The organism is Cricetibacter osteomyelitidis, assembly GCF_004340985.1.
GTDB classification, from domain to species: domain Bacteria; phylum Pseudomonadota; class Gammaproteobacteria; order Enterobacterales; family Pasteurellaceae; genus Cricetibacter; species Cricetibacter osteomyelitidis.
Map to the genome: position 1 here is coordinate 248,199 of NZ_SLYB01000001.1, position 12,313 is coordinate 260,511.

Here is a 12,313-nt window from a genome sequence, read left to right on the forward strand (position 1 = left end):
TGAATCAGGCCACAATCCCGAAAGTTTCTTTCATAATCGGAGCAAAATCCGTAAAACCGCCGATCGGTTTTTCATCAATGAAAATTTGTGGTACGGTTTCAACCGGTTTACCGACGGATTTTGATAAATCTTCTTTGGTGATGCCTTCAGCGTGAATATCCACATAGCGATAATCAAAGTCGGCTACACTGTTTTTTACTTTTTCCGCTAATTCTTTTGCACGCACGCAATAAGGGCAGCCTGGACGACCAAAAATAACCACGAACATAATAAATTCCTTCTATATAATTAAAAATTCTTGGCTATTTTACAGGATCTTTTTCATCATAATAAAGTGATTTTCAACATTGTTGCGATTGGTATAATATATCAATTATTTTGGCCGTAACATATTGATTGTAAGGAATCTTATGAAACTACTGATGCTATGCCGTGAGCCTCGTTTATATAGCTGTGTGCGTTTAAAAGAAAGTGCGGAGCAGAGCGGACATCAAATGGATATTTTAGATCCGAATAAAATGTTGCTGAAACTTTCGCAAAATGCACCGCACTTTGAGCTGTTTTATCAAAAAAATAATGAAACCGAGCCTTATTTATTGCCGGATTATGATGCAGTGCTTCCGCGTTTTGGGACAGCTTCCACGCAAATGGGTTGTGCTGTGTTGCGACACTTTCAAAGTAAAGGCGTACCTTGTTTAAATAATGCCAGTGCATTTTTGCAGGCTCGCGATAAATGGCATAGCTTGCAATTATTGGCATCTGCGAGTGTTGCCGTGCCGAATACTTTGCTAAGCGGCAATGAATTTGAACCATCGCATAGCGTGCAACAGGTGCAATATCCTTGTATTATCAAAACGCTATCCGGATCGCAAGGTATTGGTGTTATGTTGGCCGAAGGTAAGCAAAGTGCGGTGAGTATTTTGGAAACTTTGAAACAAAATGAAATACCAACACTGGTACAGGATTTTATCGCAGAAGCGAGCGGAGCGGATGTGCGTTGTTTTATTATCGGCAATCAGGTGGTCGCCACAATGCAACGGTTCGGAAAGTGCGGTGAATTTCGGGCGAATTTTCATCGCGGCGGTTCGGCAGAAAAAATCACATTAAGCGAAACCGATAAAGCCATTGCTATTAAAGCGACACAAGCCTTAGGGTTAGATGTAGCCGGTGTGGATTTGATTTTTTCCAAGCAAGGCACTTTGGTGCTGGAAGTCAACGCCAGCCCGGGGTTGGAACTTATCGAGAAAACCAGTGGGATTGATATTGCGGTGCAGATGATTGCCTATTTAGAGAAAAAGTGCGGTTTATTTTGATAAAAAAGTTGCTCGTCATGAGCAACTTTTTGTTTGTAATGGTTTTAATCTTTTTTCTTAAATAAGAATATAATAACGGCTAATACCACACCGGTAACGGCAAAACCTAATAGTCCGGATTTGGTAAATCCAACGGTTAAATATCCTGCCGCACTGGCAATAGCAATGGTCAACGCATAAGGTAATTGCGTAGTAACGTGATCCATATGATTACATTTTGCCCCGGTTGAGGATAAGATCGTGGTGTCTGAAATGGGAGAACAGTGGTCACCACATACCGCACCGGCCATTACAGCCGATAAACAAGGCAATAATAATTCAGGGGCGGCATTAGCTGCGATGGCTGCACCGATTGGCAACATAATACCGAAGGTTCCCCAGCTTGTTCCCGTTGAGAATGCCATTAATGCACCAAGCAAGAAGAGTAATACCGGAAGTAATTCAACGCTTAAATTGCCGGTAACTAAAGTTGAAAGATATTTACCGGTTTGAACATCGCCCACAACGTTATTGATTGTCCAAGCGAATAGTAGGATAGCAATCGCACCTAACATGGATTTCATACCTAACAAGATTGCTTTACCGTATTCCGGAAGGCTTACATGGCGACCTGCTATGATACAAAGCGTTAAGACTAATAACGACGCTATGCCACCAAACACAAGTGAAATTCCTACCGTCGTGTTTTCAAACGCACCTAATACAGAGAATGGTTTACCATCGGCGGCTAATGCTTCATTACCGGTGTACATCATCATGAATACGGTAGCCACAATGAGCGCGGCGATTGGGAATGCTAGGTTACGCATGCGGCCTTTAACGTGCTCAACCGTTAATTCTTCCACTTCGGTTGTTGCTCGCATTGCTTCGCGTTCGTGGCGTACCATCGGACCAATATCAAAAGAGAAATAAGCGACAAAGAACACCATAATTATCGAGAAAATCGCATAGAAGTTCATGACACTCATGGCCATAAATGCACCGATAGGTGAATAATCAGTAATGGAGTGAGCGGCTAGCAAACCTGCAACAAGTGTGATGATATACGCTCCCCAACTGGAAATCGGCATTAATACGCACATAGGTGCGGCGGTAGAATCCAAAATGTAAGCTAATTTTGCACGGGATACATGGAATTTATCGGTAACAGGGCGTGCAATCGCACCCACGGCCAAACTATGGAAATAATCATCAATAAAAGTGAAAAATACCAATCCGGCAGCCACTAATTTTGCACCGCGACGATTTTTAATACGCTTTTGCGCCCATAAAGCAAAGGCTTGGCTGCTGCCCGAAACGGTTAAAAGTGCGGTCAAAATTCCGAGCAATAATAAGAAAATAATAATATTGATGTTATTGCTGTTTAAAGCGGACTTTTCGCTATCATAGACGAGAAATAATATGTTGTTTTTTAAGTAAGTAAGGCTGTCAAGCAGATTACCGGTCAACATTAATGCACCGATAATAATACCCGCACTGAGAGAAATTAATACTCGACGGGTGACAATAGCGAGACTTAATGCCAACAATGGCGGCACAACAGACCACAACGATGTGGAATAATCAATTAAATTCATATAAATACCTGGTTCTTTACGTTATCTGAAAGTTATCTAATTAAGCCTAGAAGATTACAACAATATTGAGAATCTGCCAAGACAGAAAGCACATATTCCGGTAAATTCTCTCTCTTTTTTATGAAAAAATATATTAATCTTCATATTGAATATAAAAAAAATAATATTTATACTTGCAGAGAAATTTAAATAAATATTCTTAAATAATAAGGAAGGCACAATATGTCAGATGTATTAAAAACATTATCAAATATTCGTAATTTACGTGTATTGGCTCGTGAAACCACTCTTGAACAACTGGAAATCGCATTAGAAAAATTCACTTCGGTTGTTGAAGAAAAACGTCAACAAATACAACAAGAAAGACAAGCGGTAAAAGAACGCCAAGAACGTTTGTTAAAATATAAAGAATTATTAAAACAAGATGGTGTAACGGCGGAAGAATTCTATGCTTTTTTAAGCGATGTTGCACCTAAAAAAGCAAGAAAAAAAATGGCGGCTCGTCCGGCAAAATATCAATTTGTGACGGCAAGCGGCGAAACAAAAACATGGACAGGTCAAGGCAGAACACCACGTGAAATTCAAGTTGCGTTGAATGAAGGTAAAAAATTATCTGATTTTGCAATAAAATAATTTATTTTAATCATCTAAATGGCAAGTCTGTTTTGAACATGACTTGTCACTTTTTTATAATTATAAGAGATGTAATCACAATAATGATTGAAAAAAAAATTCTATTAACCGATTGTCCGGATGATAAAGGATTAATCGCGAAAATCACTAATATTTGTTATAAACATCAATTAAATATCCTACATAATAATGAATTCGTAGATTTTGAAACACGCCATTTTTTTATGCGTACCGAATTAGAAGGTATTTTTAATGAAGCCATGTTATTGGAAGATTTAAAATATAGTTTGCCTCCAGAAACAAATAATCGTTTGGTCAGCATGAAGAAAAAACGAATTGTTATTCTTGTGACTAAAGAAGCACATTGTTTAGGCGATATTTTAATGAAAAATTATTATGGCGGCTTAGATGTTGAAATTGCTGCGGTTATAGGCAATCATCCGACGTTACAGGAATTGGTTGAACGGTTTGAGATTCCTTTCCACTTAGTGAGCCATGAAGGATTAACGCGCGTAGAGCACGATAAACTCTTAGCGGAACAAATTGATCATTACAATCCGGATTTAGTGATTTTGGCAAAATATATGCGAGTATTAAATCCGGAATTTGTGGCACGTTATCCAAATCGGGTGATTAATATCCATCATTCGTTCTTGCCGGCATTTATCGGTGCTAAACCGTATCACCAAGCGTATGAACGTGGCGTGAAAATTATTGGTGCGACCGCTCATTTTATCAATAATGAATTGGATCAAGGCCCGATTATTATGCAAAACGTGATTAATGTCGATCACACCTATAATGCCGAAGCAATGATGAAAGCCGGGCGGGATGTTGAAAAAACAGTATTAAGCCGTGCACTTGATTTAGCATTGCACGATAGAATTTTTGTCTTCCAAAATAAAACTATTGTGCTCTGATTTTCAGCCACCAAACTTAATTTTAATAAAAGTGCGGTGGCTTTTTGTTAAATTCTATTAATATCTTAAATTTTGTTTTACAATAAAAACGCTAATATTTTCTCTCAGGTGCCATTATGAAACTGAATATTCCAACGTTTTTAACCCTTTTTCGAGTTGTACTGATTCCTGTTTTTATTATTGTTTTTTATTTACCGTTCAGTTGGTCGCCCTTTGTTACCACATTAATTTTTTTTATTGCTTCTGTGACCGACTGGTTAGACGGCTATCTGGCTCGAAAATGGAAACAAACCACCCGATTCGGTGCATTTCTTGATCCCGTTGCCGATAAAGTAATGGTATCGGCAGCATTAGTATTGATTGTTGAATATCAACATTCGTTTTGGGTAACGATTCCGGCCATAATCATGATTTCCCGAGAGATTATTATTTCGGCTTTACGTGAATGGATGGCAGAAATTGGTAGCCGAAGCAGTGTAGCGGTGTCTTGGATGGGAAAAGTAAAAACAACGGCACAAATGCTTGCACTGGGCGGTTTATTATGGCGTCATACGCCGGAAATGGAAATTTTAGGTATTGTGCTATTGTATATCGCGGCTATCTTGACGGTTTGGTCTATGTGGCAGTACCTTAAGGCTGCAAAAGGCAGCCTGCTTGATAATATTGAAAAATAAACAAAGTAAACTTGCAGTGTTTTTAAGCAAATAACACAAATATTAAAAATAATATTTGACTGACTAAAAAAAATCAGTAAAATGCACCGCACTTATTCATGATAAGTAATTCAATGCGGGAATAGCTCAGTTGGTAGAGCACGACCTTGCCAAGGTCGGGGTCGCGAGTTCGAGCCTCGTTTCCCGCTCCATTCTCAGCCCGAGTGGTGAAATCGGTAGACACAAGGGATTTAAAATCCCTCGGCTTTCGAGCTGTGGCGGTTCAAGTCCGCCCTCGGGCACCATCTAGTCACACAAGCGACTTTTTCATTTAAATTCACGTATATTTGCAGCCTATTAGTTTATTATGGCGTTACCTTATATCGCTATACTTAAAGCTCAGCTCTTAAAATTAAAAATAAGGAGCTTGAACTCCTTATTTATTGTAGATTAACTCTATTAAAGTTAGGTGTAATGGACAAAAATGTGGGATTTTATTATTTCAATATAATTTCACCTACTCTTCTTATTTAGAAAATCCTTTATAAACATAATCTTATGCTTTTTACTTAAACCATTATGATTTATTAATCTTCGCTTTAATTCACTAAATAGTCCTTCCAATCTATTTGTCGTTCTTTCAATATTTAATTCAGCATATTTTTCAAAGGTAAATAAATATTTCTCATAATATTTAAGACTGGCATAAGCACCTCTTACGCCTTTATGTTTATAAGGGAAATAACCTCTTTCATTCGCTTTATCTGAGCGTTCTTCTAAATAATCTTTATGTTTTAAATACCAATAATGCAAACGTCGATAAAATTCATTTTTACTGCTTTCCTTTAATGTTTTAACAAGTATTTTAAGTGCTTTTCCTGCTGAAGATTTATGTTTTTTCCTGAGCTTTCTCATAACCATCGCAACGAGATGAAAATGGCACATTTGGATAGGGACATCAAATAAATCTTTCAATAAACCTCTACGCCCATCACAAGTAATTGATTGAATTACATAGCCTTTTTCTCTCAGTTTATTTAAAGCTTTTTGATAATATTCATCCCGTTCCGTTTTCACAATCTGGTGATAAATTACCTTTTCACTAAGGCTATCCATTATGACTAAAACACCAAATTCTCGACCAAAGAATGTAGTATCCATAATGATATTTAAATACGTTGAAATAGGTGCTTCTAATGCTGCTTTAGGGGCTTTATCAATATATCTTTGTATAGTTCTGACGGAACATTTATATTTAATAGCGAGTTCTTTATAGGTTTGCTTTCCTTGCGAATAATTAAACCAAATTATTTGCGGGATTTAATTTATTTTTGAAGGTAAAGGTTTTATTACAATAAGGACATTTGTAACGTTGAATATTATTTTTCTTGCCATGTTTATGGAGAGTAGAATTTTGGCAATATGGACAGTTTTTTATTCATATTTCAAAAAGTGTGGTTAAAGGCTTGTAGTATAAGGCTTTAACCACACTTTTTCCCACATTTTTGTCTATTACACCAGTTTTTGATATTTTGGAAAAAGTGTTGGGGATTTGGATTTATTGAGCATTATTACAGCCATAAAATTTAATTTGTATATTATAATGCCCAAATATGGTGTGCTCCAAGTAATTTATTCACCTTGTGCTAGTGCTTTAAACGTCCTTTTAATATTAGAAACAGTTGCGCAGGATATATTGTACTTGAATGCCGTTTCCGTCAAAGAGGCGCCATTTTGAAGTTCGGAACAAATCTTTTGTTTTACCTCGAGAATGGTTTTTGACGGTCTGCCATCTTTTGCAGCAAGATTACCTGTTGCAATTTTTGCTCGTTTTCCTTCCTGAGTTCGTTCAACAATAAAACTACGTTCAAGTTCAGCAAATAAACCGAGCAAATGAACTAGAGCCATCGACATTGGGTCAGATTTTTTATTGGATACATTATATTCATTCAGTATTAATAGAATTTCTAATGCGAAAATACTCACTTCGTTTACTTTTACGGTACTTGATTATTACCAGACTACCATTGTATTTTAGAGTTGTTGTTTATTATTTGAGCAATCATTGCAAGATAAATTACTGGTTGAACCAGATACATAAAACTCATCATCTTGATTACTTACATTTCTGCTAATTCATTCTATTTACAAGGAATTCATGACTTTTACTTTATACCAAACTTTATATATTTCAATGTAAAAAAGGAGGTGCTTTATATATTTAGGAAAAATAAATGAAACTTTTAAAAAAATGTAGCAGCCTATTTATTAGGCATAATCAGTTTTTCAAGGGATGTCTCATGTTAAGAAATAAAATTACTCTCTTTTGTATGATGCTGCTCGCTTTTCCTACATTAGCAACTATTCAAACGGCTACGGTCAAAGGTAGTGTCATTAATCAATCCTCTTCGGGAGGTAAAGCCTCTATCAATGTTGCTTCCGCAGTAGGTCGAAGCGTCGGTTCGAATAATGATCAAACGGCTATCGTAAACGGTTCTTTGATTAACTCCGCAAGCGGCGGCGGAAAGGCGGCTATCAATATCGGTTCTTCCGTTAATTACGGCGGCACGGTTAAACAAACCGTTTCGGTGGGAAGTATCGTTAATTCGTCCTCGGGAGGTAAATCCGAGGTTAATATCGGTTCTGTCGTTAAAGATTAAAGCATCTTTAACCGGAAAAACGATGATTTATAATCATTCCATTAAATCAATATTTTAAGGAATCTCTCATGAAAAATGTTCTAAAAGCAACTTTAATCGCAGTTTCGGCAATAGCGTTATCTATGAGTGTAAATGCTAAAGTTACCATCGGTGGCAATAATAAACAATCCACCAACGTACAAGGCGCCGTAGCCAATACCGCGGTTGGCGGCAGTAAAGCCGTACAAAACTTGTCGTCTAACAGCGGTAAAGTGAGTATCGGCGGTAACAACGTTCAATCCACCAATATTCAGGGCGCCGTAGCCAATACCGCGGTTGGCGGCAGTAAAGCCGTACAAAACTTGTCGTCTAACAGCGGTAAAGTGAATATCGGCGGTAACAACGTTCAATCCACCAATATTCAGGGTGCCGTAGCCAATACCGCAGTCGGCGGTAGTAAATCCACTCAAAACTTATCATCAAATAACGGTGAATAGTTAGACGCTCTATTAGGAAATAATATTTTATTATTTCCTAATAACTTTTACGGAGGACAAGATAATGAAAAAGCAAATTTTCTATACCTCGATCGTTGCACTTTGTTTATATACAGGACAAGTTCTAGCCGCCAATTCGGAACTGGCTCCGCGAAAAGGCATGTCGCCGCTGGACAGGGCTAAAATACATTCCGTTCAGGCGCAAAACTGGTCTCGTATCGGTCGTTATGCCGCGATGGAAGGCGATGATGAAAGTTCGACGACCACTACGAATTCCGGTGTAAGCGGCGTAGGCTCGAAAACCTGTAATACCAATATAGGTACAACGACCGCTCAGAAAGGGGTTAGCTCCGGTCGTTACGGACCAAATAATAACTCTAATAAAATCATTGTAGTAAAAGGCGACATCATTAGCCTGTGTAAATAAATGAAATAGTGCGATAGTTATTTACACAGTAATTAATATTTACTCATACCAATAATAATATTGAGAATATTCTAATGAATTTCAAATGTACTTTTTGTTCATACTTTCTTCTGGTTAACTTGATAGGATGCTCTACGGGAACGCAGTTGCACGACAATAAAGCGGAGATTGAATCGACCACTACCCATACCAGACCGGTATCCGAACCCGTCAGAGCAATGACCAGTTTCAGCGATAGTCTAAGTTGTATGGATGACTTGCTGGCACAAAGCAATGTAGGTGAAACCATCGTTGCGATAAAAACTATCAACGACGCTTCGACCAAAGCGCTGGTCGCTGCAAACGATATGATCGTCACCTCATTGTCTCAGATGTCGCGCAAAAGCGGCGCTTTTAAGGTCGTGGATTTCGAAGTGAATCCGCTCAAACAAGATACTGTTCAAACGCTTACCAATCTGTTGTTACCGACCGGCAATATGCAAATCCCGGCACCTCAGATCTACATTTCGGGTGCCATTTCTTATGTGGATCAGAATATTCTTACCAATAATGCCACTGCCGGTGTTTCCGTTGACGACGACGTAGAAGCCGGTGTTTCGGGCGATTTAATGACCACCGCCTTGGGTATGGAGCTGCATATCGGAGATTTTCTCACCCGCACTTTGTATCCCGGTATCGATTCGGCTAATGAAATCGTCGCCGCCAATAAAGGTTTCGGCTTTGACGGCGGCGCGCGTATCAGAAAGGTCGGAGTACAGTTTTCATTCGAAAGAAACCTGTCGCAAGGTGTCGGTGCGGCGGTACGAACATTAACGGATTTAGGGATGATCGAATTAGTGGGTAAATTCGCCAGAGTACCTTACTGGCAATGTTTATCATTGGATCAGTCGCATCCGGAATTTCAAAGACAATTACTGGACTGGTTTGATTCGATGGGCGAACGGGAACGGGTGAAATTCTTCCAAACCGGGTTGAAAAATCTGGGCTATTACGGCGGCGAGGTCAACGGTTGCAGCTCGGCCAAACTCAAACAGGCATTAGCGTTATTCCAGAAAGACAATAATGCGACACCGTCCGGCTTTATCAACTTTGAAAGTTATGAGCGCATTATGAAAAATTACGCCAAGGTCGATGCCAGCGGCAATATTCGTAAAACCGGTATGGACGCGAGCTCGGCGGATTCTAATACGGAAGAAGAACCCCGCGGAGGCTACCCGTATTTCAATTCCGACACCAGTGCGCCTATCGGGCTGAGTATCAATCCGAATAAATCAGCTTATCGGGTAGGCGACAAACTGGAATTCGCTGTAAACGCCGATAAACCGGCAACACATGTAAGTTGTTTCTATCAGGATTCGCAAAACAGTATTGCGCAGATTTACCCTAATCCGCTGCAGGCGGAAAACACCGTATCGCCCGATGCGCCGTTACGTTTACCCAACGGTAACGCCTTCTCTTTGGATTTAAGCAATAAAGGGAACGAGGCGGTCTTGTGCATAGCTTCTTATTCCTCTCTGAATAACAGACTGCAACAAACTTTCGGACAGCCGTTAACGCCGATAAGAGTGCAAAGTCTCGACCAGTTGTCGGATCAACTGCATAATCTGTTCGGTGATACGATTAAAGGCGAACAAAAAATCGCTTATAAAATTAATTAATACAGAGGGTGTGATGAACAAATTATTTAAAGTAAGCCGCTTAATGCTAACCGCCGTTATCGCCGCATTACTTTATTTATGTAGCACCGTCGGGCGGACGGAAATCGTCCTGAAGCAACCGTTGCCACCCGCTACAAATGTACCTCCGTCCGCTGACACAGGCGTAGCGGCAACAGAAAATTCAACCGAAGAGCCGGCGGAAAATGAAGATGATGAAGAAGAAACGGATCAATTTATAGTATTAAATAATGCCTATAAAGATTATAAACGGAAACGTTACGATTCCGCTTACCATATCTTCGCTTTCTATGCGCAAAGAAATAATCCGCACAGCATGCTGGCCGCTGGTTATTTGCTCGGTATGGGCTACGGCGTGGCGGCAAATTATAAGGAAGCAGAAAAATATCTGCAACAAGCGGTTAAATTCGGTTTTCCGCGCGGCTATTATTTACTCGGTCTGCTGGAACTACATAAAGACGGTTCCGGACAATTCAATTTGCCGGCAGAACGTTTATTCAATAAGGCGGCCGATTTGGGCGATGCGCTTGCCGCCAATATGCTCGCCAATCAATATTATCGACGCGGATTATTCGACAGAGCCGTTCAATGGAATAACAAAGCCATTCAATTAGGCAGCCACGCCGCGCAAAAGAATAAAAAAATTATCGATAGCGGCAGTCAGGAATTGGCAAAAACCATTTCAACCTCGTCAAAAACGGAATATCTGCAAGACTTGCGCGCCAAATCGCAAAGCGGTGACGGACAAGCCAGCTATGAACTGGCACGTCGATATCATAAAGGCGTCGAAGTTAGCGTTAATTTCGGCGAGGCGATTCGTTTGTACCGTTTAGCCGCCTCGCAAGGAAATGAACAGGCAAAACGAATATTGCCGATTTTATTGTCTAAACAAACCCAACAAGGAAATCTAAACACTTTGTGGTTGCAGGAAACCGCCACATTGGTGCCGACACCGTCCATCATTCTACCGTCGGCTAAAGACCGCGGCAACGCAAATTATGTGATGAATAAATTCAATTTAGCCGAAGACGACCCTTTAGATAACTTATTATCCATTACACCGGTTTCCACAAATCAAATAAATTCAGTCAAATAAAGGAGCTTTATTATGTCCACCCGTTTTTCTTATTATTCTCGCTTAGTTGCGATACTTTCCGCTTCTTGCATCTCGCTCACCGCATTTGCGCAAGATAACGTACAATCCGTATCTGTTAACGGTTCTGCAATAAATATTTCCACGAATGGAGGGGAATCCATACAAACAATTTCAGGGAAAAAGAATACTGTACGTAATGGCACAGTAGTTACTGTAAACGGTAAAACGGTCAATATCTCCGTAAACAGCAGAAACGGCAAAACCAAGGTATCAGTAAATGGTAATAAAGGTGCTAAAGTTTTAACAACGACTGAAAGTAATAAAAATAAGGTTTCCTCTAATACAGATAAAAATTATCGAGGAAATACCGAACAGACAAATAATTCTTCTGTAACTACAGTAGTTAATGGAAAAACGGTAACAACGACAACGGTTACCTCAAGCTTATTTGGTAATGGTAGAAGTTTTGTTAATGCTGATTTAGTGGGGCGAGACTTTGCTGGTAAAAATTTATCTGGGATTGATTTTACTAATGCTGATTTTAGCAACGCTAATTTAAAGAATGCTAATTTGAAAAATACCATATTAATCAATGCCAATTTCTCAGAAGCAAATTTAGAAGGTGCTATTCTTAGTGGTGCGGATTTAACCAACGCTAATTTAAGTGATGCTAATACTAAAAATGTTGTTTGGTAAATTTTGATGGGCAGAAAAAGAGCATAAGATTATGTTTATAAAGAATTTTCTAAATAAGAAGAGTAGGTGAAATTATATTGAAATAATAAAATGGTGTAATAGACAAAATAGTTGCTATAAAGTGGGTTAAAGCCTTATAGTATAAGGCTTTAACCCCTATTTTTGAAAATGAATAAAAAACTTGTC

The 12,313-nt window shown here is 39.1% G+C and carries 15 protein-coding genes and 2 tRNA genes; 12 read left to right on the plus strand and 5 right to left on the minus strand.

Annotated features, from left to right (window positions below; genetic code table 11):
- Positions 1-4: 4 nt before the first annotated feature.
- Complete coding sequence (locus EDC44_RS01080) at positions 5-268, minus strand: GrxA family glutaredoxin (protein WP_131974484.1); 264 nt, start codon at positions 266-268, stop codon at positions 5-7.
- 142 nt (positions 269-410) lie between these two features.
- On the opposite strand from EDC44_RS01080, the gene EDC44_RS01085 reads away from it, so the two are divergent.
- Positions 411-1,313 carry an ATP-grasp domain-containing protein gene (locus EDC44_RS01085; RefSeq protein WP_131974486.1) on the plus strand — a complete coding sequence of 301 codons (903 nt, stop codon included), beginning with the start codon at positions 411-413 and terminating at the stop codon, positions 1,311-1,313.
- 44 nt (positions 1,314-1,357) lie between these two features.
- On the opposite strand, the gene EDC44_RS01090 is transcribed toward EDC44_RS01085, so the two are convergent.
- Positions 1,358-2,890 (minus strand): Na+/H+ antiporter NhaC family protein, encoded by a 1,533-nt coding sequence (locus EDC44_RS01090; protein ID WP_131974488.1) that lies wholly within the window; start codon positions 2,888-2,890, stop codon positions 1,358-1,360.
- 222 nt (positions 2,891-3,112) lie between these two features.
- Here EDC44_RS01090 and EDC44_RS01095 point away from each other — a divergent pair, with 222 nt between their 5' ends.
- The 5 genes from EDC44_RS01095 to EDC44_RS01115 all read left to right on the plus strand — a co-directional run bounded on the left by EDC44_RS01095 (position 3,113) and on the right by EDC44_RS01115 (position 5,401).
- Positions 3,113-3,523 (plus strand): H-NS family histone-like protein, encoded by a 411-nt coding sequence (locus tag EDC44_RS01095; RefSeq protein WP_131974490.1) that lies wholly within the window; start codon positions 3,113-3,115, stop codon positions 3,521-3,523.
- Between the two features lie 83 nt (positions 3,524-3,606).
- Positions 3,607-4,443: a formyltetrahydrofolate deformylase gene (gene purU, locus EDC44_RS01100; RefSeq protein ID WP_131974492.1), complete on the plus strand. Its 837-nt coding sequence runs from the start codon at positions 3,607-3,609 to the stop codon at positions 4,441-4,443.
- A 116-nt stretch (positions 4,444-4,559) separates the two neighbouring features.
- On the plus strand, positions 4,560-5,117 hold the full coding sequence (gene pgsA / locus EDC44_RS01105; protein WP_131974494.1) for a CDP-diacylglycerol--glycerol-3-phosphate 3-phosphatidyltransferase: 558 nt from the start codon (positions 4,560-4,562) through the stop codon (positions 5,115-5,117).
- A gap of 115 nt (positions 5,118-5,232) precedes the next feature.
- A tRNA-Gly gene (locus EDC44_RS01110) sits at positions 5,233-5,308 on the plus strand.
- 6 nt (positions 5,309-5,314) lie between these two features.
- A tRNA-Leu gene (locus tag EDC44_RS01115) sits at positions 5,315-5,401 on the plus strand.
- Positions 5,402-5,609: 208 nt separating this feature from the next.
- On the opposite strand, the gene EDC44_RS01120 is transcribed toward EDC44_RS01115, so the two are convergent.
- The 3 genes from EDC44_RS01120 to EDC44_RS01125 all read right to left on the minus strand — a co-directional run bounded on the left by EDC44_RS01120 (position 5,610) and on the right by EDC44_RS01125 (position 7,082).
- Positions 5,610-6,416 carry an IS256 family transposase, variant Zn-binding type gene (locus EDC44_RS01120; protein WP_424275955.1) on the minus strand — a complete coding sequence of 269 codons (807 nt, stop codon included), beginning with the start codon at positions 6,414-6,416 and terminating at the stop codon, positions 5,610-5,612.
- Complete coding sequence (locus EDC44_RS13400; RefSeq protein ID WP_424275957.1) at positions 6,394-6,534, minus strand: IS1/IS1595 family N-terminal zinc-binding domain-containing protein; 141 nt, start codon at positions 6,532-6,534, stop codon at positions 6,394-6,396. The genes EDC44_RS01120 and EDC44_RS13400 overlap by 23 nt, the downstream gene beginning before the upstream one ends.
- Before the next feature lie 194 nt (positions 6,535-6,728).
- Complete coding sequence (locus EDC44_RS01125; RefSeq protein WP_207896667.1) at positions 6,729-7,082, minus strand: recombinase family protein; 354 nt, start codon at positions 7,080-7,082, stop codon at positions 6,729-6,731.
- Between the two features lie 314 nt (positions 7,083-7,396).
- On the opposite strand from EDC44_RS01125, the gene EDC44_RS01130 reads away from it, so the two are divergent.
- The 6 genes from EDC44_RS01130 to EDC44_RS01155 all read left to right on the plus strand — a co-directional run bounded on the left by EDC44_RS01130 (position 7,397) and on the right by EDC44_RS01155 (position 12,127).
- Positions 7,397-7,756: a hypothetical protein gene (locus EDC44_RS01130; RefSeq protein ID WP_131974498.1), complete on the plus strand. Its 360-nt coding sequence runs from the start codon at positions 7,397-7,399 to the stop codon at positions 7,754-7,756.
- A 68-nt stretch (positions 7,757-7,824) separates the two neighbouring features.
- A complete protein-coding gene (locus EDC44_RS01135) occupies positions 7,825-8,232 on the plus strand; it encodes a hypothetical protein (protein WP_131974500.1) in 408 nt (135 codons plus the stop codon).
- 160 nt (positions 8,233-8,392) lie between these two features.
- On the plus strand, positions 8,393-8,659 hold the full coding sequence (locus EDC44_RS01140; protein WP_243647868.1) for a hypothetical protein: 267 nt from the start codon (positions 8,393-8,395) through the stop codon (positions 8,657-8,659).
- Between the two features lie 146 nt (positions 8,660-8,805).
- Complete coding sequence (locus EDC44_RS01145; protein ID WP_243647869.1) at positions 8,806-10,317, plus strand: DUF4384 domain-containing protein; 1,512 nt, start codon at positions 8,806-8,808, stop codon at positions 10,315-10,317.
- 13 nt (positions 10,318-10,330) lie between these two features.
- Positions 10,331-11,431, plus strand: a complete 1,101-nt coding sequence (locus EDC44_RS01150) for a tetratricopeptide repeat protein (RefSeq protein WP_131974506.1) — start codon at positions 10,331-10,333, stop codon at positions 11,429-11,431.
- A gap of 12 nt (positions 11,432-11,443) precedes the next feature.
- Positions 11,444-12,127, plus strand: a complete 684-nt coding sequence (locus EDC44_RS01155; protein WP_131974508.1) for a pentapeptide repeat-containing protein — start codon at positions 11,444-11,446, stop codon at positions 12,125-12,127.
- Positions 12,128-12,313: the final 186 nt, after the last annotated feature.